21 protein-coding genes are annotated in these 24,649 nt (G+C 59.2%); 9 read left to right on the forward strand and 12 right to left on the reverse strand.

Annotation, left to right across the window (positions count from 1 at the left end; translation table 11 throughout):
* Nucleotides 1-348: 348 nt before the first annotated feature.
* Nucleotides 349-573, forward strand: a complete 225-nt coding sequence (locus CPJ18_RS03600) for an aa3-type cytochrome c oxidase subunit IV (protein WP_077106677.1) — start codon at nt 349-351, stop codon at nt 571-573.
* A gap of 157 nt (nt 574-730) precedes the next feature.
* Entirely contained in the window at nt 731-2,590 is a 1,860-nt protein-coding gene (locus tag CPJ18_RS03605; protein WP_103657084.1) for an ABC transporter ATP-binding protein, read from the forward strand.
* A 51-nt stretch (nt 2,591-2,641) separates the two neighbouring features.
* Here CPJ18_RS03605 and bdcA read toward each other — a convergent pair whose 3' ends face one another.
* The gene (gene bdcA, locus CPJ18_RS03610; protein ID WP_077120395.1) at nt 2,642-3,355 is read right to left on the reverse strand and encodes an SDR family oxidoreductase; all 714 of its coding nucleotides are present in this window, start codon (nt 3,353-3,355) and stop codon (nt 2,642-2,644) included.
* A gap of 72 nt (nt 3,356-3,427) precedes the next feature.
* On the opposite strand from bdcA, the gene CPJ18_RS03615 reads away from it, so the two are divergent.
* Nucleotides 3,428-4,021 carry a TetR/AcrR family transcriptional regulator gene (locus CPJ18_RS03615; RefSeq protein ID WP_103657085.1) on the forward strand — a complete coding sequence of 198 codons (594 nt, stop codon included), beginning with the start codon at nt 3,428-3,430 and terminating at the stop codon, nt 4,019-4,021.
* 87 nt (nt 4,022-4,108) lie between these two features.
* On the opposite strand, the gene CPJ18_RS03620 is transcribed toward CPJ18_RS03615, so the two are convergent.
* Both CPJ18_RS03620 and rpsU read right to left on the reverse strand, forming a co-directional pair.
* Nucleotides 4,109-5,005 (reverse strand): tetratricopeptide repeat protein, encoded by an 897-nt coding sequence (locus CPJ18_RS03620; RefSeq protein WP_103657086.1) that lies wholly within the window; start codon nt 5,003-5,005, stop codon nt 4,109-4,111.
* Nucleotides 5,006-5,115: 110 nt separating this feature from the next.
* Entirely contained in the window at nt 5,116-5,352 is a 237-nt protein-coding gene (gene rpsU, locus CPJ18_RS03625; RefSeq protein WP_077106682.1) for a 30S ribosomal protein S21, read from the reverse strand.
* A gap of 304 nt (nt 5,353-5,656) precedes the next feature.
* Between rpsU and CPJ18_RS03630 the strand changes: the two genes are divergently transcribed.
* The 5 genes from CPJ18_RS03630 to CPJ18_RS03650 are packed head-to-tail and all read left to right on the forward strand — an operon-like array spanning nt 5,657 to nt 11,127.
* Nucleotides 5,657-6,910 (forward strand): sarcosine oxidase subunit beta family protein, encoded by a 1,254-nt coding sequence (locus CPJ18_RS03630; protein ID WP_103657087.1) that lies wholly within the window; start codon nt 5,657-5,659, stop codon nt 6,908-6,910.
* Nucleotides 6,907-7,314 (forward strand): hypothetical protein, encoded by a 408-nt coding sequence (locus CPJ18_RS03635; RefSeq protein WP_194287479.1) that lies wholly within the window; start codon nt 6,907-6,909, stop codon nt 7,312-7,314. Before CPJ18_RS03630 ends, CPJ18_RS03635 begins: the two co-directional genes overlap by 4 nt.
* A gap of 9 nt (nt 7,315-7,323) precedes the next feature.
* A complete protein-coding gene (locus tag CPJ18_RS03640) occupies nt 7,324-7,638 on the forward strand; it encodes a sarcosine oxidase subunit delta (RefSeq protein WP_103657088.1) in 315 nt (104 codons plus the stop codon).
* Nucleotides 7,635-10,592 carry a sarcosine oxidase subunit alpha gene (locus CPJ18_RS03645; protein ID WP_103657089.1) on the forward strand — a complete coding sequence of 986 codons (2,958 nt, stop codon included), beginning with the start codon at nt 7,635-7,637 and terminating at the stop codon, nt 10,590-10,592. Before CPJ18_RS03640 ends, CPJ18_RS03645 begins: the two co-directional genes overlap by 4 nt.
* Nucleotides 10,585-11,127, forward strand: a complete 543-nt coding sequence (locus tag CPJ18_RS03650) for a sarcosine oxidase subunit gamma (RefSeq protein WP_103657090.1) — start codon at nt 10,585-10,587, stop codon at nt 11,125-11,127. The genes CPJ18_RS03645 and CPJ18_RS03650 overlap by 8 nt, the downstream gene beginning before the upstream one ends.
* A gap of 41 nt (nt 11,128-11,168) precedes the next feature.
* On the opposite strand, the gene CPJ18_RS03655 is transcribed toward CPJ18_RS03650, so the two are convergent.
* The 3 genes from CPJ18_RS03655 to dut all read right to left on the reverse strand — a co-directional run bounded on the left by CPJ18_RS03655 (nt 11,169) and on the right by dut (nt 14,244).
* Nucleotides 11,169-11,801 (reverse strand): LysE family translocator, encoded by a 633-nt coding sequence (locus tag CPJ18_RS03655; protein WP_103657091.1) that lies wholly within the window; start codon nt 11,799-11,801, stop codon nt 11,169-11,171.
* Nucleotides 11,802-12,088: 287 nt separating this feature from the next.
* Nucleotides 12,089-13,621: a YifB family Mg chelatase-like AAA ATPase gene (locus CPJ18_RS03660; RefSeq protein WP_103657092.1), complete on the reverse strand. Its 1,533-nt coding sequence runs from the start codon at nt 13,619-13,621 to the stop codon at nt 12,089-12,091.
* 152 nt (nt 13,622-13,773) lie between these two features.
* Nucleotides 13,774-14,244 (reverse strand): dUTP diphosphatase, encoded by a 471-nt coding sequence (gene dut, locus CPJ18_RS03665; protein WP_103657093.1) that lies wholly within the window; start codon nt 14,242-14,244, stop codon nt 13,774-13,776.
* Nucleotides 14,245-14,334: 90 nt separating this feature from the next.
* On the opposite strand from dut, the gene CPJ18_RS03670 reads away from it, so the two are divergent.
* Complete coding sequence (locus tag CPJ18_RS03670) at nt 14,335-15,918, forward strand: peptide chain release factor 3 (protein WP_103657094.1); 1,584 nt, start codon at nt 14,335-14,337, stop codon at nt 15,916-15,918.
* A 103-nt stretch (nt 15,919-16,021) separates the two neighbouring features.
* On the opposite strand, the gene CPJ18_RS03675 is transcribed toward CPJ18_RS03670, so the two are convergent.
* From CPJ18_RS03675 to glgC, 6 genes are all read right to left on the reverse strand, one after another.
* Nucleotides 16,022-17,392, reverse strand: a complete 1,371-nt coding sequence (locus CPJ18_RS03675; RefSeq protein WP_103657095.1) for an APC family permease — start codon at nt 17,390-17,392, stop codon at nt 16,022-16,024.
* A 139-nt stretch (nt 17,393-17,531) separates the two neighbouring features.
* The gene (locus CPJ18_RS03680) at nt 17,532-18,020 is read right to left on the reverse strand and encodes a MaoC family dehydratase (protein WP_103657096.1); all 489 of its coding nucleotides are present in this window, start codon (nt 18,018-18,020) and stop codon (nt 17,532-17,534) included.
* Nucleotides 18,021-18,114: 94 nt separating this feature from the next.
* Nucleotides 18,115-20,070 carry a glycogen debranching protein GlgX gene (gene glgX / locus CPJ18_RS03685; RefSeq protein WP_103657097.1) on the reverse strand — a complete coding sequence of 652 codons (1,956 nt, stop codon included), beginning with the start codon at nt 20,068-20,070 and terminating at the stop codon, nt 18,115-18,117.
* A gap of 223 nt (nt 20,071-20,293) precedes the next feature.
* Nucleotides 20,294-21,925, reverse strand: coding sequence for an alpha-D-glucose phosphate-specific phosphoglucomutase (locus CPJ18_RS03695; RefSeq protein WP_103657098.1), 1,632 nt, complete (start codon nt 21,923-21,925; stop codon nt 20,294-20,296).
* Nucleotides 21,926-23,368, reverse strand: coding sequence for a glycogen synthase GlgA (gene glgA / locus CPJ18_RS03700; protein ID WP_103657099.1), 1,443 nt, complete (start codon nt 23,366-23,368; stop codon nt 21,926-21,928).
* Nucleotides 23,369-23,373: 5 nt separating this feature from the next.
* Nucleotides 23,374-24,636 carry a glucose-1-phosphate adenylyltransferase gene (gene glgC / locus CPJ18_RS03705; protein WP_067650931.1) on the reverse strand — a complete coding sequence of 421 codons (1,263 nt, stop codon included), beginning with the start codon at nt 24,634-24,636 and terminating at the stop codon, nt 23,374-23,376.
* Between the last annotated feature and the right edge of the window lie 13 nt (nt 24,637-24,649).

Below are 24,649 nucleotides of genomic sequence, written 5' to 3' on the forward strand. Positions count from 1 at the left end.
TGCACCTGACGATGCTGGCAGCGTGTCTGATCAAAGATTCGGACGTCCTCCACACTCTTTCGTGTAGGAGTTGGTTTTGAGAAATGCAACTGCGATAGCGCGCTGCTTCAGGTAAACCGGGTGTTTCGAAAGAATTGGCCTTGTGGCTGTTGCTGGACTGCACTGTTTCGCAACGTTTTTCGAAGTATCCTATCCAAGCAGACAGCTGTTACTCAATCCATTGCGTTTTTCTGCCAGTCCATGTTAGGTCTCGTGTCGGAGCTTTCTGCAATGTCTTGCCTTGGGAGGAACGTGCCGCGCGCACGTGGAGTACCAGGCAAGCTCGTGGATTTATGAAGGGGAAAGAGAATGAGCGAACATCATACAGGACCAGCCGAAGTCGGTGCGCCGATGAATTATTCCGAGCACGAAAAGACCTATAACGGCTTCCTGTCCGCAACCAAGTACGTGACCATTATGGTCACTGTGCTGATGATTGCCATGGCTGTCGGCTTTTTCACTACCGGCGGCTTTTTCGGTGGCGCGCTCGTGTTTTTCATTCTGACGATTGCCGGGTTCGTTCTGCTTCGTTGAGTTTCCGAATTGAGAGTGGCGGCGGGAGGCAAAACTCCCGCGGCCCATATTATTTTTACAATCTAAGATAATTTTTGTCTGAAATGGCAATTCATGGTTAAATATCGGCGATTCCCAATGCAGTCGCCTTTCCTTTTCAGTTTTACTGTTGGGTACCATGGCTTTTTCAGACTTCGTCTACCGTCCGTTCGAACGGCTGATCCGACCGCTTGACATTCCCTACAAGCCGCTGCCCCCGCAGGGGCCGTTTCACCTGCTGATGTATTTTGTGCGGATGTTCCGCGGCGTCCTCATCGCGATCTCCGTGTCTGCGATGTTGATGGAGGCGACCAACCTCTTTCTGATCTGGAGTTTCTCGGCCATCGTCGATGGCGTGACGGCGCAGGGTGCCAAGGCATTCCTGGAAAATGATTGGCCGCTCCTGGCGATCATGGTTTTCTTGCTGTTTCCCGTGCAGCCAATCCTTGCGTTCATAGCCAACACCTTGTCCTCACAAGCACTGGGGGTCGGCATGCCCGCAGCCATTCAGTGGCAGGGGCACAAGGCGGTCGAGCGTCAGGATATCCGCTTCTTTCACGATCTCTTTGCCGGGCAGGTTGCCTCACGTCTGTCGCAGGTGGCGTCGGCGGTTCAGCAACAGGTCGCCGTGGGATTTTACTCCATCCCGTATTTTCTGATGCAATTCGTCGGCTCGCTTTTCCTGTTGAGCACGGTTGCATGGCCGCTTGCGTTGACAGTGCTGATCTGGATCATCATCAGTGTCGTGATTGCCGTTCGCGCCGTGCCGAAATTTTCGGAACTGGGCCGACGCTCCGCCAAGCAGCGCAGCCTGCTTGTGGGGTCGATGACCGATCTCTACGGCAATATACAAATGGTCAAGCAATTCGCCGCCGAAGACAGCGAGGCGGGCATGCTACGCAAGGTGTTCGGCGATGTCATCGAGACGCAGCACAAGGAGCGACGGGCTTATCTGACCACGCGGTCGAACATCCTTCTCCTCAGTGTCTGTCTGTGGATTGCTATGCTGGGCATCGGCTTTTGGGGCATGATCGATGGCTTTGTGACCACCGGCCAGTTCGCAGGCTCGATCTATCTGACACAGCGGCTTTCCGCAAATGCTCGTGCCTTTCTGGATATGGGCCAGCAAATCTTTCAGGCCATCGGCACCATTCGTGATGCCATGCCTGTCATGACGACGCCACCGACGATCGTGGATGCGCCGCATGCCGTGCCACTTTTGGTGAAGCGGGGAGACATCAGTTTCGATCATATTCGCTTTGCCTACCGTTCGGAAAAAACGGTGATCGAAGATTTGACGCTCAAGGTTGCTGCCGGTGAAAAGGTCGGACTGGTAGGCTTGTCAGGTGCGGGAAAGACGACGCTGGTGAACCTGCTTTTGCGCTTTTACGAGCTGGATAAGGGTGACATTCTCATCGACGGCCAAAGCATCCGCTTCGTCACACAGGCCAGCCTGCGCGAAAGCATCGGCGTCATCTCCCAGGATGTTTCCCTGCTGCACCGCTCCGTGGGCGACAATATTCGCTACGGTAAGCCGGATGCCTCCGCCGAAGCCATCAATGCGGCGGCAAAGGCAGCGCAGGCCGACGGCTTTATCGCCGAATTGACCGATGCCGAGGGGCGCAGCGGCTACGACGCATTCGTGGGAGACCGAGGCGTGAAACTATCGGGCGGCCAGCGCCAGCGTGTTGCCATTGCACGCGTGCTCTTGAAAGACGCGCCCATCCTTATTCTCGATGAGGCGACATCTTCGCTGGATAGTGAATCGGAGGCGGCGATTCAGGAGAAGCTGGATGTGCTGATCGCTGGGAAAACGGTGATCGCCATCGCCCACCGCCTGTCGACCATCGCGCAGATGGACCGGATCATCGTGCTGGATAAGGGACGGATCGTGGAGGAGGGAGCGCCAGCGGCATTGTTGGAGCGGGATGGGCTTTACGCGCGGCTATGGCAGCGGCAGACGGGTGGGTATATTGCTGATGGGGATGAGGGGGGGTAGGGCGTATTGCTGGCGAGGGTCGCGGACTTCGGCTTCCCTCGCGTGTCATCATCAAGCGCCAAACGCACCGTCAATCGTATGCATCGCCCCGGTCACGAAACCGGCCTCGGGGCCTGCAAGCCAGGCGACCATTCCCGCAACTTCTTCAGGCCGTCCATGGCGCTTGATGGCCATGAAGCTGTGCATGAGGTCTTTCATCGGGCCGTTCTCCGGGTTTGCGTCGGTATCGACCGGTCCCGGCTGGACGACGTTGATCGTGATTCCTCTGGGGCCAAAGTCACGCGCCAGCCCTCGCGCCAAGCCTTGTAGGGCGGACTTGCTGACCGCATAGGACGCCATGCCAGGGACGGGCATCCGGTCACCATTGACTGAGCCGATGACGATGATCCGTCCACCGTCAGGCATCTGGCGTGCCGCCTCCACCGAGGCGTGATAGGGTGCCTGGATATTGATCTGAAATAGTCGGTCTATCGCATCCGGATCCTGTTCCAGAGCGTCACCGAAGATGGCTATCCCTGCATTGACCACCAATATGTCCAGAGGGCCGCTTTCGCGTACCCGGGAAATGACGTCATCGCGGTTGGCGCTGTCTGTCAAAACTGCCTTGCTTCCCGTCTCAGAAGCCAGCTGATCTGCCGCATCCCGGGAGCCCGCATAAGTGAATGTCACGACAGCACCGTCTGCTGCAAACCGGCGCACAATGGCTGCTCCGATACCCCGGCTGCCACCGAGTACCAGAACGGATTTTCCTTGAAAAGTTGACATCTGGGCTCCTTGAGAATTAATTTAATGAATGCTACATAAATGCCTGGATATTTTCGTCAAGAGATTTTTGTAATGAACACTACAAATACTGTACGCCCGCGTGGCCGTCCACGCCGTTTTGATCCCGACCAGGGCGTGGCCGTTGCCCAACAGCTGTTCCACGCGCGTGGCTATGACGCTGTCAGCGTGGCGGATGTCACAGAAGCGCTCGGCATCAATCCGCCCAGCTTTTACGCGGCCTTCGGCAATAAGGCGGGCCTCTATGACCGCGTTTTAGCTCGCTACGCAGCAACAGGTGCCATTCCTCTCGCCGATATCCTGCGACCCGACAGACCGGTGGCCGAATGCCTGGCGTTGCTGCTGGAAGAAGCCGCTCGGCTCTATGCTGCCGATCCGACAGCCGCCGGCTGTCTTGTGCTGGAAGGCACGCGTTGCAATGACGAGGAAGCGCGTGCGGCTGCTTGTGTCTTCCACACGGCTGCAGAGGGTGTCATCTGCGCCTACATTGCCGAACGCCACCCGAAGGAGGCGGAACGCCTGACGGATTTCATCGGCACTACCATGACAGGTCTTTCCGCCAAGGCCCGCAGGGGGCTCGCCCTCGACCGCCTGCTGCATATCGCACGCTTGGCTGGGCGGGCATTGGCGCAAGAACTCGCCGCTTGAGGATGTGATGGTTGGGGAGGGGGCTCCACAATAAAAAAGCCGGGAGCGATGCTTCCGGCTTTTTTCTATGTATATGACTGCTGTCGTTTACGCTGGTCTTGCACCGCGCGTACGGGCCAAGCCATCGACGGCCGGCTTGTATTTGGGGTCGAGGCGGGCGGCGTGGCCGTAGGATTTGGCGGCCTTGTCTTTTTCGCCGCGGCGCTCGTAAACCAGGGCCTGGTTTGCCCAGGATTCGGCCAGATCACCATTCAGCGCAATCGCGTGATTGAAGTCAGCGAAGGCGTTTTCGTCGTCATTGAGGGCGACGTAGGAAATGCCACGGCCGTTGTAAGGCTCTGGCGAGTTCGGCGACAGCGAGATGGCTTTCGAGAAGTCTTCGATGGCCTGGGCGTGCTGGTTGCGCAGCTGATAGATCAGGCCACGATTGTGCCATGCACGGCCATCCGTCGTCTCGAGATTGATGGCGGCGGAGAAATCGTTGAAGGCTTCGTTGACGCGGCCTGTCTGGCGATAAAGATTACCCCGACCGATCAATGCGACATCATAGCTGGGATTGATCTGAAGCGCGGAGTTGTAGTCCTGCAAGGCCAGCTGCTGCTGTCCGCTGTTGCGGTAGACGAGGGCGCGATTGGCATATGCCTGATAAAAACGCGGATTGAGCTGCAATGCGCGCTCGAAATCTGCGATGGCACGCTTGGAATCGCCAGAGCGTCCGTAGGCCGAGCCGCGGACATTATAGCCTTCTGGGTCTTGCGGGTTGGCATTGATGACCGAGGTCAGCGAGGTGATGTTTTCTGACGAGCCCTGAGCTCGGTCCAACTGGAAAACGTCATTCGTTTGTGTCGTCGTAGCGCAGCCCGAAAGGGTTACGAGCACTCCGCAGACGAACAGGGAAGAACTAAGCCGCATTTTTTTTCTCTGGGATACGCCGTTTGAGACTGCAAACGGATTTCTGGAATCACGGGTATCAACAGCGTTCATGCGATTTGGGTTCCCTTTACCACGTCCGTTTCACAGCTATAAACTCAAAGAGCGGCGGCGAAAAAATCGCCCCCGCCCCATAAGCATTCAATAACGTCTAAAAAACGGCCTTAGGTGCGGCCAGCTGCTGGACGTGGGCCTGCAATCAGACCTTCGCGCTGCATGCGCTTACGTGCCAACTTGCGAACGCGACGAACAGCTTCAGCCTTTTCGCGAGCGCGCTTCTGGGAAGGCTTCTCGTAAAAATCGCGCATCTTCATTTCGCGGAAAATGCCTTCGCGCTGCATCTTCTTCTTAAGAGCGCGAAGCGCCTGATCAACGTTGTTGTCGCGGACTAGTACCTGCACGTGAATCCCGTTCCTTTGGTTGGTTATTTTGCCGTGTGAATTATGGCATTCGCAAGCAAACAAAAAATCGTTCGGTTGGCCGGTGGCCGACGCGATTGGTGACGTGCAATATCAGATCGTTTTCGCCAAGTCCAGCCGTTAACTGTCTAGAGGCCTTAAAAACCAGCCTAGAGAGCATTCTTCTATCATATGTCAAAACAATCATGTCGGCGCGTCGCAAAATGGACATTGCAGTTGATATTGATTTGCCATGTGTATGATGGTGCCGGAATAATCCAGCCGGTTTTCAAGGAGTGGTTCGCGCATGCGCAAATATTCGGTTTTCGCCGTGGCTCGCGAGGCTCTGCGCGGACACAAAGGCTGGGATGCACAATGGGCCTCTCCCGAACCGCGCAAGGAATACGACGTCATCATCATTGGCGGTGGCGGGCATGGGTTGGGTGCAGCTTATTATCTGGCCAAGGAACATGGCATCACCAATGTCGCCGTGCTGGAAAAAGGCTGGATCGGCGGAGGAAACAGCGGACGCAACACCACCATCATCCGCTCCAACTATCTCTATGAAGAGAGCATGGATATTTACGAGCATTCCCTGAAGCTGTGGGAAGGCCTGAGCCAGGATCTCAATTATAACGTCATGTATTCGGCGCGCGGCGTGATGATGCTGTCGCACAATGTGCACGACCAGCAGAGTTTCAAGCGCCATATCAATGCCAACCGTCTCTATGGCATCGACAATGAATGGCTGACACCGGAACAGGCGAAAGCCTACTGTCCGCCGCTCGATATTTCCGCCAATGCGCGTTACGCCATCAATGGTGCGGCCTTGCAACGGCGTGGCGGCACGGCGCGACATGATGCCGTGAACTGGGGTTATGCGCGCGCGGCGTCGGATCGCGGTGTGCATGTCATTCAGAACTGCGAAGTGACGGCTATCCGCCGCGGGCCGGACGGCGCGGTGACGGGTGTGGAGACCAATCGCGGCTTTATCGGTGCCAAGAAGATCGGCGTTTCGGCGGCGGGGCATTCCTCCGTTGTCATGAAGATGGCGGATGTGCGGGTGCCGCTGGCATCCAACCCGTTGCAGGCGCTGGTGTCTGAACCGCTGAAACCGATTTTCCCCTGCGTGGTCATGTCCAACACGGTGCATGCCTATATCTCGCAATCCGACAAGGGTGAGCTGGTGATTGGCGCGGGGACGGACCAGTATAATTCCTATTCCCAGACCGGCGGTTTGCAGATCGTCACCCACACGCTGGATGCGATCTGCGAGCTGTTCCCGATTTTCCGCCGCGTGAAGATGATGCGCCAATGGGGTGGCATTACCGATAACACGCCGGATCGCTCGGCCATCCAGAGCGTGACGCCGGTGCCGAACCTGTTCCTCAACTGCGGCTGGGGCACGGGCGGGTTCAAGGCGACGCCGGGATCTGCGCATCTGTTTGCGCATCTGATCGCGCGCGGCGAGCCGCATAAATTGGCGGAAGGCCTTAATCTGGATCGGTTCCGTTCCGGACGGCTGATCGATGAGGCGGCGGCGGCGGCGGTGGCGCATTGAGGGCGGCTGCGGCAATTCTTGCTGCTGCTTTTGCAGCCTCGCCTGCGCAGGCCAACAAGCTTGTGTTGGAAGAGAAAGATTTCCGCATGCAGACGATCCGCAAGGCGCAAGGGGAGGCCAACTGGCCTTTTGCTGCAACCGAGGGCGTGCTGCTGTGCGCACCTGTCGTCGGTGACAAAGCAGTTTATTTCGTCGGCACGACCGAGGGTGGCGGGCAGCAAGAGCCTGTTATTCTCAACACCAACCCGATGATGATGGCTGTCATAAATCTCGGAAAAACGAAGGTTTTCCGCGACTTCACGACTGTCGATGAACTGATGGGCAGGCTCTACCCCTACATCACCATGGGGAAACGCCTGTGTGACCAACCCGCCGGAACCATCGTTCCGGAAAGCTCTCTTTGAGGCAAGAACATGCTGCTGATCCGTTGTCCCTATTGTGAAGAAGAGCGTTCCGAGCTGGAATTCCGCTGGGCGGGCGAGGCGCATATTGCGCGGCCCGAAAACATTGTCGGAATTTCCGATGAGGAATTTGCCGAATATTTCTTCATGCGCGACAATGACAAGGGCATGGTGTTCGAGCGCTGGCGGCACATTCACGGCTGCGGGCGGTTCTTCAACGCGGCGCGCCATTCCGTGAGCGACAAGATTTACCTGACCTACAAGGCAGGAGAGCCGAAGCCGGATGAGGCGACGGTTGCCGCCGGACATGAAGGAGCAGCCCGATGAGCGGCGCCTATCGCATCAAGGGCGCTGGCCGCCTGACGCCCGCCCGCACGGCGCGTTTTACCTTCGATGGCAAGATCCACACGGCTTTGCAAGGCGACACGGTTGCCTCTGCGCTGCTGGCCGATGGCGTGCATCTGATTGGCCGTTCGTTCAAATATCACCGTCCACGCGGTTTTCTCTCCGCCGGGCCGGAAGAGCCGAATGCGCTGATCGATGTTTCCAGAGACAGCAGCCGCAAACAGCCCAACGTGCGGGCAACGGTGCAGGAAGTGTTCGACGGGGCGATCGTGTCCTCGCAGAACCGCTTTCCATCGCTGTCTTTCGATGTCGGCGCGATCAACGACTTCTTCTCGCCGATGTTTGTGGCTGGCTTCTACTACAAGACCTTCATGTGGCCGAAGGCCGCGTGGGACAAGCTTTACGAGCCGATTATCCGCCGCGCGGCGGGTCTGGGCAATGCGCCCAAGGAAGGCGACAGCGACCATTATGCCAGCCGCTACGCCCATTGCGACGTGCTGGTAGCAGGCGGTGGCGTGGCCGGTCTGACTGCAGCGCTGGCGGCGGCGAAGACGGGTGCGAAGGTTATTCTGGCGGATGAGAACCCGGAGGTTGGCGGTGCGCTTCGCTTTGATACCGGCTCGACCATCGATGGTCTCAACGGCTATGACTGGGCGCAAAAGACGTTTGCCGAGTTGAAGGCCATGCCGAATGTGCAGGTGCTGACGCGCACCACCGTGTTCGGTTATTACAACCACAATTTCATTGGCCTTGCCGAGCGCGTGACCGACCATCTGGCGACACCGGGACATGAGCCACGCGAACGGCTGTGGCAGGTTCGCTCGAAGAAGGTGGTGCTGGCGACCGGCGCTATCGAGCGACACATGGTGTTTGCCAATAATGACCGCCCTGGCATCATGCTGGCATCTGCGGCGCGCACCTATCTCAACCAGTATGGCGTGACGGTTGGCCACAATGTGGGGGTCTATACCGCGCATGATTCTGCCTATGAAACCGCCTTCGATCTGAAGCGGGCAGGGGTGGCGATTGCTGCCATTATCGATTGCCGCGCCAACCCGGATGCCAAGCTTCTGGACGAGGCGCGGGCGCTGGGCATTGAGGTACTGGCGGGCCATAGCGTGTATAATACGGCGGGGCGTCTGCGGGTGTCCTCCATTACGGTGGGTCGCAATGGCGGTTCATCGAAGCGCAAGATCAAGGTCGATGCGCTGGTGGTTTCGGCCGGCTGGACGCCATCTGTGCATCTCTTCTCGCAATCGCGCGGCAAGCTGACATACGACGCTGAAAACCAGCGTTTTCTGCCCGACGTGCATGTGCAGGAGTGCGTCTCCATCGGTGCCTGCAACGGCACGGATGATCTGGGCGCCCTGATTGCTGAGGCAGCATCTGCGGGTGGTGGCACGGTGGAGCTCTCTGCCAGCAACTCGCATGTGTGGACCGGCGGCATGATTGGTGCGGCGGAAGGGGCTGGCGAAGGCGACAACGTCAAAGCCTTCATCGATTTCCAGCACGATGTCTGCGCCAAGGATATCCGCCTTGCGGTGCGCGAGGGCATGCATTCCATCGAGCATATCAAGCGCTTCACCACCAATGGCATGGCGTCGGATCAGGGCAAGATGTCCAACATGCATGGTCTGGCCATCGCCTCCGAAGCGCTGGGGCGTGATTTGCCCAAGGTGGGGCTGACGACATTCCGTGCGCCCTATACGCCTGTTACTTTCGGCACGCTGGTGGGCCATTCCCGTGGCAAGCTGTTCGACCCCGCCCGCAAGACGCCGATGCATGCGCTGGAAGAGGCTGCCGGTGCTGCCTTCGAAGACGTGGGCAACTGGAAGCGCGCGTGGTTCTATCCGCGCGCCGGTGAAGACATGCACCAAGCGGTGAACCGCGAGTGCAAGACGGTGCGCGAAACGGTGGGCGTTTTCGATGCCTCCACGCTCGGCAAAATCGAGGTTGTGGGGCCGGATGCCGCCAAGTTCCTCAACCTGCTCTACACCAATGCCTGGGACACGCTGAAGCCCGGTCGCTGCCGCTATGGCATCATGACCCGCGAAGACGGCTTCGTTTATGATGACGGCGTGGTGGGGCGTCTGGCGGAAGACCGTTTCCATGTGACGACCACGACCGGCGGTGCGCCGCGCGTGCTGCACCATATGGAAGACTATCTCCAGACGGAATTCCCGGACCTCAATGTGTGGCTGACATCCGCTACCGAACAATGGGCGGTGATTGCGGTGCAGGGGCCGAAGGCGCGTGAGGTGATTGCGCCGCTGGTAGAAGGCATCGACCTTTTGCCCGAAGCGTTCCCGCATATGGCGATTGCCGAGGGCACGATTTGCGGCGTGCCGACACGGCTCTTCCGTGTGTCCTTCACCGGCGAACTCGGTTTCGAAATCAACGTTCCCTCGGATTTCGGCCCGGCGGTTTGGAAGACGATTGCCGAGCGCGCCGAGGCCTTGGGCGGTTGCCTCTATGGCACCGAAACCATGCATATTCTGCGCGCCGAAAAGGGCTACATCATCGTAGGGCAAGATACGGATGGCACGGTCACGCCTGATGATGCGGGTCTTGGCTGGGCGGTGTCCAAGAAGAAGACCGATTTCGTCGGTATTCGCGGCTTGCAGCGCCCGGACCTCAAGCGTGAGGGCCGCAAGCAACTTGTGGGCCTGCTGCCAAAAAATCCACATGACGTGCCGGAAGAGGGTGGGCAGATCGTGGCCGATCCGAACCAGCCAAAGCCGATGACCATGCTGGGGCATGTGACCTCCGCCTACTGGTCGGAAAATCTCGGTCGCTCTATCGCCTTCGGTCTGGTGGCTGGTGGCCGGGCGCGCATGGGCGAAACGCTTTATATTCCGCTGGCCGACAAGACGATTGCGGTTGAGGTGACGGACATGGTGTTCTTCGACAAGGAAGGAGGCCGCATCAATGGCTGATCTGGCAAACCGCACTTTGGTTCTGGAAGGCGCACGCGCCGGCTCCGCCAACGTCTCCATCAAGATGGCAGCGCCCGCTTACCGGCTGTCGCTGCGCGCCAAGGCGGATGCGGTGACGGAGCTTTCGCAGGCGCTTGATATCAGCCTGCCGCAGAGCCCGAAAACCTCGACAACTTCGGCCTTGCGCGCCGCGCTTTGGCTCGGGCCAGACGAATGGCTGGTCATCGACCAGGGCGAAAGCAACCTGATGGACGCCTGCGCCGCCGTTTCCGCCCCCCACTCCGCTACCGACGTCTCCCACCGCAACACAGCCATTACCGTTTCCGGCACGGGCGCGGAAGCCACGCTAAACACGGGCTGCCCGCAGGATTTGTCGCTGGCTGTGTTTCCGGTTGGAGCATGCACGCGTACGATTTTCGGCAAGGCGGAAGTCGTGCTTTTGCGCGTGGCGGAAGACACGTTCCGGGTGGAGTGCTGGCGGTCTTTTGCGGATTATGTGTTCGGATTGCTGGAAGAGGGTTCGCGGGATGCTTGAGGATGATCAGGCAGAGCCTACGCACTGCCTGACGTACCTCTTCAGTTTCTGGTGCCGAGCGCCAGGCGGCATGCCAAACCGGCAAATACGGTTGCCAGTAGATATTGCGGTAGCTTGGGAAAGCGGCTGACTGCTGACAAGCGGTTACGGATGCCGGTACCCAAGAGAATGACCGCACCATTCACCAGAAAACCAATGCCGTTCAGAATGCTGGCGAGCACTACCGTCTGGATGAGCATCGAACTTCCGTTCGGATCGATAAATTGCGGGAAAAGAGCCAGCACGAACAGTGCCATTTTCGGGTTGAGGATGTTGGTCACCAGACCCTCGCTAAAAATCCGTTTGGCTGAGAGTTTTTTGAGACCTGCCGATGGCGCGAAGGCGGAGCTTCGGGAGCGAAGGGTCTTGTACGCCAGATACAGCAGATAGGCGCAGCCCGCCCAGCGCACGACCTCATAGGCAATGGGAACAGTCAGAAACAGCTGGGAAAGGCCAAGCGCTGCGGCGATCGCGTGGCAATACGTGCCGACAGCTATTCCGGCATAGGTGAGAAAACCGGCGCGTCGGCCTTGGCTGACACTGCGAGAGGCAATCAACAACATATCGGGGCCGGGCGTCGCGGTCAGAACGAGTGCTGCGGCGGAAAAAAGCATGAGTGTGGAAAAGTCCGGCATATGATTTCCTTTTGAAATGGGAGCCGGAATTCCGATGTATCATTGTTGCTGGGGATTGCAACTGCAACTGCCCTCGGTAACAGCTGCAATCTTTTGTGCGCAGACAATAGGTGACATTCTCCTCTCTCGTCATTCCGGCCTTGAGCCGGAATCCAGCTGATCCAACCTCATACATCATCCTGAGCCAGTCAAAGGAGAGGTGGCGCGTCGCACCCTCAAGCATCCGTCGTGCGCTCCGCCTTGGGATAGGGTCGTCCCATCCCCTCAAAGGCGCGCTAGCGGTATGTTTACGCCGCCGCCGTCAGTCGCTCCCCTGCTATCCGATAGGAAATCGCCTCTGCCAAGTGGATGCGGGTGACCGTTGCCTTGTCATCGAGGTCGGCCAGAGTGCGGGCGACTTTGAGGATGCGGTGGTAGCCTCGGGCGGAGAATTTTAGTTTTTCGGCAGCGTCGCGCAGCAGTTGCAGGCCTGGGGCATCGGGTTCACCGAATTTTTCGATCAGCGCCGTGGAGCAACGGGCGTTGGTGCGGATGCCGTTGAAACCGGCGGCGGAGAAACGATCCTGCTGTAGATCACGGGCGCGTGCCACACGTCTGGCGACATCGGCGCTGGCTTCGGCGGCCATGGGGCGAATGAGGTCTGCGGCGGAGACGGCGGGGACTTCGATACGGATATCGATACGGTCCATCAGTGGGCCGGAAATGCGCTGCTGATAATCGGTGACGCAACGCGGACCACGGGCGCAGGTGAAGCCGGGTTCACCGGCCATGCCGCATTTACACGGGTTCATGGCGGCAACCAGCTGGATTTCTGCGGGATAGCTGACGCGATGGTTGGCACGGGCAATGATGCATTCGCCGGTTTCCAGCGGCTGGCGCAGCGCATCTAAAGACTGTGGCGAAAATTCCGGGAATTCATCGAGGAAGAGCACACCAAGATGGGCAAGCGAGGCCTCGCCGGGTCTGGCGCGCAAGCCGCCGCCGACGAGAGCTGCCATGGTGGCGGAATGGTGTGGGGTGCGGAACGGGCGGCGATCCGACAACTTGCCGCCGGAGAGTTGGCCCGCGATGGAGTGGACCATGGAGACTTCCAGCAACTCCGCAGCCGACAGTGGCGGCAGAATGGAAGGTAGGCGCGAGGCCAGCATGGATTTTCCCGAACCGGGCGGGCCAACCATCAGCAGATTGTGGCCTCCGGCGGCGGCCACTTCCAGCGCGCGCTTGGCGCTTTCCTGCCCCTTGATATCGGCCAAGTCAGGCAGGTTGGCGGGATGGGCACGAATGGCCGGAACGGGGCGTGACAGGCGTTGCGTGCCGCGAAAATGATTGACGAGAGCAATGAGGCTGCGGGGTGCGAGAATATCGAAATCGGCTCCGGCCCATGCGGCTTCTCCCCCGCTATCTGCCGGGCAGATGAGGCCTTTGCCCTGAGCATTTGCGCCGATGGCAGCGGGAAGCGCGCCAGAGACGGCACCGATGGTGCCATCCAAGTTAAGTTCGCCCAGAACGACATAGGCACCCAGTGCATCAGCGGGGATAGCGCCCAACGCAGCCATCAGCCCAAGCGCGATGGGAAGATCGAAATGGCTGCCTTCCTTGGGAAGATCGGCGGGGGCAAGATTGACGGTGACCTTCTTGGCGGGAAGTGCAAGGCCGGAGGCGTGGAGGGCCGCCTGCACCCGCTCCCGGCTTTCGGCCACGGCCTTGTCCGGCAGGCCGACGATCTGCATGCCCACCTTTCCGGGTGCGACCATGACCTGAACTTCGACGGGCACACCCTCTATGCCCTGAAATGCCACCGTATTCACGCGCGCAACCATGTAAGCCCCCAACAGGCGGACTTTAGAAAACGCGCAATCAAGCGTGTAAGTGTCCGCCCATGCAACCTTGCATAACGCAAACCGGAAAACAAGAACAGGAAGTGAACAATTTCACTTGTACCGCACAGAAAATTGTGCGCGGTTGTGAGGCGTCAGACGCCGGTGGAGCCGAAGCCGCCGGTCCCGCGAGCGGTATCTGACGTCTCGGTGACCTCAAAGACGGCCACCTGGGTGACGGGTGCGATGACCATCTGGGCGATGCGCATGCCGCGTTCAACCGCGAAATCCTCTTGGCCCAGATTGGCGAGGATGACTTTGACTTCGCCGCGATAATCGCTATCAACCGTTCCCGGCGTATTGAGGCAGGTGATGCCGTTCTTGATGGCAAGGCCGGAGCGCGGGCGGATTTGCGCCTCAAAACCCTGCGGGACTTCGAAGATGAAGCCGGTGGGGACGAGCGCGCGCGCGCCCGGCTTCAGGACCAGGGGTTCATCTGATGGAACGGCGGCGCGCAAATCCATGCCGGCGGCACCTGATGTTTCGTAAGATGGCAGTTCTATGCCGTCCGCATGCGCCAGACGGAGGAGATTAAGAGCGGGGCAATTTTCGTTTTTTAGGGTCATGCGGCATTAGTTTGCCGTGTGGGTGCCAAGGTCAATTGCAAAAGCGGCCCCGAAACGCTAGATACCCGGCAATTCCACAGGATTTGTTTGATGCCCGAAACACTCGCAGAGGCGGTTTCCCGCCGCCGCACCTTCGCTATCATCGCGCACCCGGACGCCGGTAAGACGACGCTGACCGAAAAGCTGCTGCTGTTCGGCGGTGCCATTCAGCTGGCCGGTGAGGTGAAGGCGAAGAAGGATCGTATCCAGACGCGCTCCGACTGGATGAAAATCGAGCGCGAGCGCGGCATCTCGGTCGTGACCTCGGTGATGACGTTCGAATATGACGACAAGGTCTTCAATATTCTCGATACGCCGGGCCACGAAGACTTTGCTGACGATACCTACCGCACGCTGACGGCGGTGGATGCGGCCATCATGGTCATCGATGCCGCCAAGGGCATCGAGCCACGGACGCTAAAACTGTTCGAAGTGTGCCGCATGCGCGACATTCCGATCATCACCTTCGTCAACAAGATGGACCGCGAAAGCCGCGATATTTTCGAGATTCTCGATGAGGTCGAGGAGAAGCTGGCGCTGGACACGGCCCCGATCACCTGGCCGATTGGTCGTTCCAAGAGCTTCTGCGGCTCCTACCATCTGGCCAGCAACCGGGTGCGTGGGTCGGACAACGAAGTCGAGGCGACGCAGGTGAACGGGCCGCAGGCGGTGGCAAGCCGCTTGCCGGAAAACGAACGTGATGCCTTTATCGAGGAAACCGAACTGGCGCTGGAAGCCTGCCGCCCGTTTGATCGCACGGCATTTCTGGAGGGGCATCTGACGCCGGTGTTCTTCGGTTCGGCTTTGCGCAATTTCGGCGTGCGCGATCTGATCAACGCTCTCGGCGACATTGCGCCGCCGCCGCGCAACCAGGTGGCCGATACGCGCACCGTGCATGCCGATGAAGACAAGATGACGGCTTTCGTCTTCAAGATTCAGGCCAATATGGACCCCAACCACCGCGACCGTATTGCCTTTGCGCGCATCTGCTCCGGCAAGCTGGAGCGTGGCATGAAGGCGCGGCTGGCGCGCACCGGCAAGCAGATGGGCCTGACGGCACCGCAATTCTTTTTCGCCTCGCAGCGCCACATTGCCGATACGGCCTTTGCGGGCGATGTGGTGGGCATTCCCAACCACGGCACGTTGCGCATTGGCGACACGCTGACCGAGGGTGAAAACCTGGTGTTTCAGGGCGTGCCGAACTTCTCGCCGGAAATTCTGCGCCGCGTGCGGCTAGAAGATGCGATGAAGGCCAAGAAGCTGAAGGAAGCCCTGCACCAGATGGCCGAAGAGGGCGTCGTGCAGCTGTTTTCGCCGGAAGACGGCTCACCTGCCATTGTTGGTGTTGTCGGCGCGTTGCAGCTTGATGTGTTGAAGGAACGGCTGATGGGCGAATACGGCCTGCCGGTTTCGTTCGAAATGTCGCGGTTCTCGATCTGCCGCTGGATTTCAGCGGAGCAGGCGGCGGATATGGAGAAGTTTCTCACCGTCAAGCGCGGCGATATTGCCCGCGATCTGGATGGCGACCCGGTGTTTCTGGCGCAGGATGCGTTTTCACTGCGCTATGAGGCGGAACGGTATCCAGGCATCAAGATGGCTGCGATCAAGGAGTATCATGTCGCCAAGGCGGCGTGATTCTACAACAAAAGCGTCTCTCGCCGCACTAACGCGCGGCTGCTGGACCCCGCATCAATTGCGGGTGACGGAGCGGGAGTGATTGGCGCGAAGAAGAGGTGGATCACGCCGCCTTCTGCTGCATCTTCATATAGCCGACCGTCGCAAGCCACAGCAACACGCCAATAAACAGCAGCACACCGGCAATCGAATATTGCACCATATCGCGCCCTGTCCATGGGCCGACGAGGAAGAAGCAACTGACGGCGCCAATGATGGGCAGGATTGTCGGGGTGCGGAAATGTTTGTGCTCCACCTTGTCCTTGCGCAGCACCAGTACGGCGACGTTGACGATGGTGAAGACGCCGAGTAGCAGCAGCGCCGTGGTGCCGCCCAGCGCCGGTACGCCGCCTGCAAAGGCGATGAGGCCGATGGCGATCAAAGATGTGAAGACGATGGCGATGTAGGGGGTCTGGCGGGCTTTGTGGACCTTGCCGAGTGCGGGTGGCAGTACACCTTCGCGGCTCATGCCGTAGATCAGGCGGCTGGCCATCATCATGTTGATGAGGGCGGAATTGGCGACTGCGAACATGGTGATGATGCCGAAAATACCGATGGGGAAGTTTGGTGCGCCTGCGGCAACCACTTTCAGCAACGGCGTTTCGCCTTCTCCGAGATCAGCTGCCGGAACCAGCGTGATGGCGGAAATGGCGACGAGAATATAGATGACGCCCGTGATGGCGAGGCCGCCGAGCAGCACTTTCGGGAAGATGCGGGCTGGCTGTTTGCACTCCTCGGCCATATTGACCGAATCCTCGAAGCCGACCATGGCGAAGAAGGCAAGCGTCGTGGCCGCGACAACGGACCAGATGACGCCGTGTTCGCCGGCAGGCTCGAAGGTCCAGACGCGGGAAACATCGCCTTGTCCATTACCGATGGCCCAGAAGCCGATGCCGATGATGATCAGCAGGCCGGTTAGCTCCACGACGGTCAGCACGACATTCATCTTCACGCTTTCGCCCACACCCCGGAAATTGATGAGCGCAATGGCGACGATGAAGGCAATGGCGACGCCGGTGACGCCGAAAGCGCCGAAATCAAACCCGGTGACGGTGGTGAAGTTAGCGGCAAAGGCGCGTGACGCCGTGGAGGCGGATGTGACGCCCGACGACATGACGGTGAAGGCGACGAGGAAGGTGATGAAATGCACACCGAAGGCTTTGTGCGTGTAGAGCGCGGCACCAGCAGCTTTTGGGTATTTCGTGACAAGTTCCAGATAGGAGCAAGCGGTCAGAAGCGCGACGCCGAAGGCAATGAGGAATGGCAGCCAGACCACCCCTCCGACTTCCGCCGCTACCTGCCCGGTCAGCGCGTAGATGCCGGTGCCGAGGATATCTCCCACGATAAACAGAAGCAGCAGCCCCGGCCCGATGACGCGTTTGAGCTCAGTTTTCGGTTCTGCGGAATCGTCCGGCTGCGTGATATTTTGTGCCATTGAATTGTCCCCCTCAAGGCGTGTAGCCTTCAACGCGTATAGCGGGGACAGGTTCCGGCTCGTTGGGAAGAAAACGTTGTGCGCAATGGATGTTCGCTAGCGGGACCGTGAGGGCTAACGCCACATGATGCTGCGCGCGTCAAACATCGTCCGGCCGATCCTCCGGGTTAAACTGGCTGATGGTGGTCCACCGCGCTGTCAAAGCTGGTTTCTTTTCGTCTTCGATTTCCACTGTCACGTCATAGGTGTTCATCAGCATGGCACCGCCGCGGAAGCGGGCTTCGGTGAGCGTGAAGTGGCCGCGGATGCGGGTGCCGCTTTTGACGGGGGCGACGAAGTGGAGTTTGTCGAAGCCGTAATTGATGCCCATGGTTTGCTCACGGATTTTGGGCAGGGCGCTGTAGTTCATGGCTGACAGCAAGGACAGCGTCAGAAAACCATGGGCGATGGTGCCGCCGAAGGGGCTTTCATCCCTGGCGCGTTCGGGATCTGTGTGGATGAACTGGTCGTCGAGAGTGGCCTTGGCGAAGGCGTCGATCATCGCTTGATCGACGGTGATCCAGTCCGATACGCCGACTTCGGAGCCGACTAGGTCTTTAACGTCAGCCAGAGAAATTTCTTTGGGCATGGTTCCTCGCGAAGACAGGACGTTTGAACGCTTTGACGTGCCAAACTCTACAGGGGCGGGCCTAAAGAACAATGGCCTTTTTGCAATGCAGCATTCAAGGCCCCAGATAGAAGACAACTGAGCGGGCAGGCAGGTGGGCGGGATTGCCGAAATCCGTGCCGATGGCCTGCCAGCCTTCGCCGGGAAGTGAAAACGGCACGACCGCGTGGGTTCGGTTGAACAGAATGGCAAGCCGGGCCGGTTCGTCGGTTCGGCTGTCATGGGTTTTGATCAGTACCGCGAGCGGGGTGCCTTCCGGCTTTTCCCAGTCGGTTGGGGTCATCGGCTCTCCCAATGGCGACAGCCAAGAGATGTCATCGGTATGGGGCGAAAAGAAATTCATGTCGCTGAAAGCGCTGAAGCGCTGGCGCAGATTGGACAGAAAGGCCGTGTGTTCGATCAGGTCCGGCGAAAGCGCTGCCCAATCGACCCAGGTGATCTCGTTATCCTGACAATAGGCATTGTTGTTGCCCTGCTGGCTGCGCCCGCCCTCATCACCTGCCGTCAGCATGATGGTGCCGCGCGTGGCAAACAGCGTCGACAGCATCGACTTGACGTCGTTGATACGGGCTGCATGGATTGCCGGATCGGTGGTCGGCCCCTCGACGCCATTGTTCCAGGAATGGTTCTCATTGTGGCCATCGCGGTTGTCTTCGCCATTGGCCTCGTTGTGTTTGTGGGCGTGCGACACGAGATCGAACAGGGTGAAACCATCATGTGCCGCGAGGAAATTGACGCTGCGGGTTTCGGTTCTGTCGTGGCGGGAGAAAATGGGCGAGGAGCCGGCGAGCGCATCAGCGAGCGCGCCGGTCGTGGCGTCATCACCACGCCAGTAACGGCGTAGATCATCACGAGCGCGGTCATTCCATTCGAGGAAATTGTCAGGGAAATTGCCGAGCTGATAGCCGCCGGGGCCGATATCCCAGGGCTCTGCAATCAACACACGATCGTACAACAATGGGTCGGCTTTCATGGCGGCCAGGGTTTCGCTGGCGCTATCAAAACCGTCTGCCGTGCGGCCGAGGACGGGGGCGAGATCGAAGCGGAAGCCGTCTATGCCGGCATGTGCCACGAAGTGCCGGAGTGTATCCAGCACCAATTGCCGGACCTGCGGGTGGTCGCAGGCGACGGTATTCCCGGTGCCGGTATCGTTGACCAGCGTGCCGGGATCATTCGGCATATGGCGGTAATAGGTGAGGTTATCCAGCCCGCGCAGCGATAGTGTCGAGCCGAAACGGTCGCTCTCGCCGGTGTGGTTGAAGACGAGATCGAGGATAACGCCGATGCCTGCTTCGTGCAGGGCGGCGACCGTCTCACGCAGTTCCGTGATGCCGCCGGGGCAAAGGCGCGGGTCCAGCGTCATGAAACCGACTGGGTTGTAGCCCCAGCCATTGGTGAGGCCGAGCGGGGGCAAATGCCGCTCATCGATCCAGGCGGTGATCGGCATCAGTTCGATGGCATCGACGCCGATGTGCTTGAGGTGCGCGATGATGGCGGGGTGGGCAAGGGCCGCGACCGTTCCCTTGATGGTATCGGGCACATCAGGGTGCAGCATGGTGAAGGGCTTGACGGCGACTTCGTAGATCAGGCCGCCCGGTGCGAAGAGGGGTGGCTGGCGTTTTGCGGGCTGGTGTTGCGAGACGATGGATTTTGGCATCACCTGCGAGGTGTCGGTGCCGAAGATGAACAGTGCCGGATCGTGTACGAAAGGCCGGTCGATTTCCGTGGCGTAGGGATCGAGCAGGAGTTTCGATGGGTCAAACCACAGCCCGTGGTCTGGGGCGTAGACGCCGTCTGCGCGGAAGCCGTAGCGGGTGCCGATTGGGGCATTTGTGGTGAGGCGGTGGATGTCGTTTTCATCGCGCTTCATCGGTATGCGGGCGGTTTGGGTGGTGCCGGTGGGGTCGAAGAGGCAGAGGTCGATCTGCGAGGCGTGGCGGGAATAGACGGAGAATGCCGTGCCGTTTGCCGTGGGGATGGCGCCGAGCAGGGGAACGGTGGGGCTGGGCATGGGGGTTCCGTTCGTGTTTTGAGGTGTGTGGGTGGGGCTTACCCCCCTCTGCCCTGCCGGGCATCTCCCCCACAAGGAGGGAGATCGACTCGTTGAGAACTCTCACCCATCTTCAGCGTTGCGAATTGGTGATGAGCGCGCGCCCAGCTAATCTCCCCACCTGTGGGGGAGATGCCCGGCAGGGCAGAGGGGGGTAAGCCCCAACCGCTGCCCTAGCGAACCATCACGTAATAACCGTCGGAGCATCGCGCCCCGTATGCTTCTTAATGCCTGCAATCGCGTCCGCTGCCGAAATCAAATCCGCCAGCGCTTCCTGCGTTTCAATATTATGGCGAGACGCATCTGCCTCATAACGCTCGACATACAGCCGAAGCGTTGCGCCTGATGTGCCGGTGCCCGACAGGCGGATGACGATGCGGGAGCCGCCTTCGAAGAGGATGCGGATGCCCTGGTTCTTGCTGACGGACTGGTCGACCGGGTCGTTATAGGCGAAATCGTCGGCGGCCTTCACCTTCAGCGCGCCGTAGCTGGTGCCGGGCAGGGTGGCCAGTTTTTCGCGCAGGATGGAGACCAGCGTGTTGGCGGCGTCACTATCGACTTCTTCGTAGTCGTGGCGCGAATAGTAGTTGCGGCCATATTCGGCCCAGTGCTGGGTGACGATGTCCTTGACGCTTTCCTTGCGGGCGGCGACGATGTTCAGCCAGAACAGTACGGCCCAGAGACCATCTTTTTCACGCACGTGGTTGGAGCCGGTGCCGAAGCTTTCTTCGCCGCAGACGGTGACCTTGCCAGCGTCCAGCAGGTTGCCGAAGAACTTCCAGCCGGTCGGCGTTTCATACATGCCGATGCCGAGCTTTTCGGCGACGCGGTCAGCGGCTGCACTTGTGGGCATGGAGCGGGCGATGCCGGAGATGCCGGACGCGTAGCCGGGGGCAAGCTTCGCATTGGCGGCGATGATGGCGAGGCTGTCGGACGGGGTCACGAACATGCCCTTGCCGACCACCATGTTGCGGTCGCCATCGCCATCGGATGCGGCACCGAAATCGGGACCGTCAGCGCTCATGACAGCGTCATACATGTCCTTGGCATGGACGAGGTTCGGGTCCGGGTGGTGGCCGCCGAAATCTGGCAGCGGAACGGAATTCCACACGGAACCGGCGGGCGCGCCGAGGCGCTTTTCGATGATTTCAACGGCATAGGGGCCGGTGACGGCGCTCATGCTGTCGACAACGACCTTGAAGCCACCGGCGATGAGGTTTCGGATGGCGGCGAAATCAAAAAGCTCTTCCATCAACGCGGCATAATCGGAGACCGGATCGATTACTTCGACTGTCATGCCGTCAACATCAGCCGTTCCGATCGTGTCGAGGTCGACATCAGCGGCGTCGGAGATGCGGTAGGTATCGATCGACTTGGTGCGATCAAAGATGGCGTCGGTGATCTTTTCCGGTGCCGGGCCGCCATTGCCGATATTGTATTTGATGCCGAAGTCTTCGTTGGGGCCGCCGGGATTGTGGCTGGCCGACAGAACGATACCGCCGAAGGCCTTGTATTTGCGAATGATATGGGATGCCGCAGGCGTGGACAGAATGCCGCCTTGGCCGACCAGAACCTTGCCGAAACCGGATGCTGCCGCCATCTTGATGGTTTTTTGAATGACGTCGCGGTTGTAATAACGACCGTCGCCGCCGATGACCAGCGTCTGTCCGGCAAAGCCTTCCAGGCTGTCGAAAATCGACTGGATGAAGTTCTCCGCATAGTTTTCCTGCGCAAAGACCGGCACCTTCTTGCGTAGACCGGATGTACCCGGCTTTTGGTCCTGAAATGGCTTGGTCTTGATCGTGTTGATCGTCATTTATTGGCCTTTCGAAATAAGTCGGGCGTACAGTGCGGCGTAAAGGCCAGCACTTTTTTCCCAGGAAACGTCCGATTTCATGCCCTGCTTCTGCATCTGCGTCCACAGTTTCTGGTCGTGATAATAGCGCACTGTGCGCCTGATAGCCTGGCGCAAACCTTCCGCCGTAATCGAAGAAAATTGCACACCCGTCGCCACCTTCGCGGCGATGGCAGCGTGGTTGGCATCGATGACGGTATCATTAAGGCCGCCATTGCGCGCAACGACGGGAATGCAGCCGTAGCGCAGGGCGTAAAGTTGCGTCAGGCCGCAGGGCTCGAAACGGGAGGGAACGATGATGGCATTGCAGCCCGCCTGCATGAGGTGGGACAGTGGCTCGTTATAACCAATGGCAACGCCCACCCGGCCCGGATGGCGTGAGGCCGCGGCCAGAAGCGCGCCTTCCAGCCCGATTTCGCCCGCACCCAGCACGACAAGCCTGCCGCCTGCGGCGACGATATCGTCCACGACTTCGGCCACGAGATCGATGCCCTTTTGCCATGTCAGGCGCGATATGACGCAAAAGAGAGGGCCGCTATCCTGATCGATACGGTAGTGGCTGGCCACCCGCGCCTTGTTGAGGGTGCGCAGCTTGAGATTGGCCGCAGAATAATTGTCGTGGATGAGGTGGTCGGTCGCGGGGTTCCAGACATCGGCGTCGATGCCGTTGACAATGCCGTGCATGACATGGGCGCGGCTTCTGATAACGCCATCGAGACCCATGCCGAATTCCGGCGTCAATATTTCTTCGGCGTAAGACGGGCTGACCGTGCTGATGACAGTCGATGTCTGGATGCCGCCCTTCAGGAAGCTGATATCGTTATAATATTCGATGCTTTCGGTGTTGAAGGCATGCGCGGGCAGGCGCAATTCGCTAAAGATGTTCGCGCCGAACTGGCCTTGAAAGGCGATGTTGTGGATGGTCAGAATGCTGGGGATTTCCGGCGTTTCGGCATAGCGCATATAGACCGGGGCCATGGCGGCCTGCCAGTCATGGGCGTGCATCAGATCCGGTTGCCAGCCTTCCAGCTTGCCTGCAGCAATTTCGGCTGCGGCCAGCGACAGAGCGGCGAAGCGCTTCCAGTTGTCGGCAAAGTCCTTGCCGGTGGAATCGAGATAGGGGCCGGCCGGGCGGTCGTAATAAGCGGGGGCATCCAGAATGAGCAGGTCCAGCCCTTCGTGATGCGCCTCGAGAATATCGGCATGTTCGCCTAAGAGATCTGGCAGTTCGGCTATCTTCACCGCACCTTCGACCGCTGCTTTGACGGCGGGGTAACCGGGGATCAGCGTGCGGGTGGTGACCCCGCAGGCTTTAAGGGCGATGGGAAGCGCGCCGGCGACATCGGCGAGCCCCCCGGTTTTGATGAGGGGATAGACTTCGGATGCAACCGAAAGAACTTTCATGAGGCCTACAAATCCAGCTTGTCGATCATCGATTGGGTTATCAGGCAGATGCCGCTGTCCGTGCGGCGGAAACGTTTTGCATCCAGGTCATGGTCTTCTCCAACAACAAGCCCTTCCGGAATGACGACGCCGTGGTCGATCACGACATTGCTGAGCTGGGCGTGGCGTCCGATTTTCACACTCGGCAGCACTACGGCATTCTCAAGGCGTGAGTATGAATTTGCCCTGACGCCTGTGAACAGCAGGCTACGATTGAGCGACGAGCCGGAGATGATGCAGTCACCCGCGACCACAGAGGAAGTGGCCGAGCCACGGCGGTTTTCATCGTCATGCACGAATTTGGCAGGCGGCAGAATTTCCGCATAGGTCCAGATTGGCCAGGACTTGTCGTAGATGTCGAGGTCGGGAACGATGTCGGTGAGGTCGATATTGGCCTGCCAATAGGCATCGATGGTGCCAACATCGCGCCAGTATGGGCCGTTTTCGAAATCGGAGCGCACGCATGACGAGGCAAAACGGTGGGCCACGGCCTTACCATGCTGCACGATATGAGGAATGATGTCCTTACCGAAATCGCGGCTGGAATTCGGGTCGGCAGCATCACGGCGCAGGCATTCCATCAGGAATTTCGTGTGGAACACGTAGATGCCCATAGACGCCAGGGCGAAATCCGGATTGCCGGGAATGCCCGGTGGATCGGCGGGCTTTTCGATGAAATCGATGATTTCATCCTTTTCGTTGACATGCATAACGCCGAAACCGACGGCTTCCATGCGCGGCACTTCCAGGCAGCCGATGGTCACATCCGCGCCGGAATCCACATGCTGTTGCAGCATGTATTCATAGTCCATCTTGTAGATGTGGTCGCCCGCCAGAATGACCATATATTCCGGGCCGTGGGACTCGATAATGTCGATGTTCTGATAGACCGCATCGGCGGTGCCTTCATACCATTGCGTTTCGGACACGCGCTGGGAGGCGGGCAGAATATCGAAGCTTTCATTGCGTTCCGGGCGGAAAAAGTCCCAGCCGCGCTGAAGGTGGCGGATGAGTGAGTGGGCCTTATACTGCGTGGCGACGCCGATGCGGCGAATGCCGGAGTTCAGCGCGTTGGACAGCGCGAAATCGATGATGCGCGCCTTGCCGCCGAAATAGACGGCGGGTTTTGCGCGTCTGTCGGTCAGTTCTTTCAGGCGGCTGCCACGTCCACCGGCCAGAACATAGGCCATCGCATCGCGTGCCAGTGGCTGAATTCTTTTCTCACTCATAGCAGTCCTCCCA

Origin of the sequence: Agrobacterium rosae (genome assembly GCF_002915175.1) — a bacterium.
GTDB classification, from domain to species: Bacteria; Pseudomonadota; Alphaproteobacteria; order Rhizobiales; family Rhizobiaceae; genus Agrobacterium; species Agrobacterium rosae.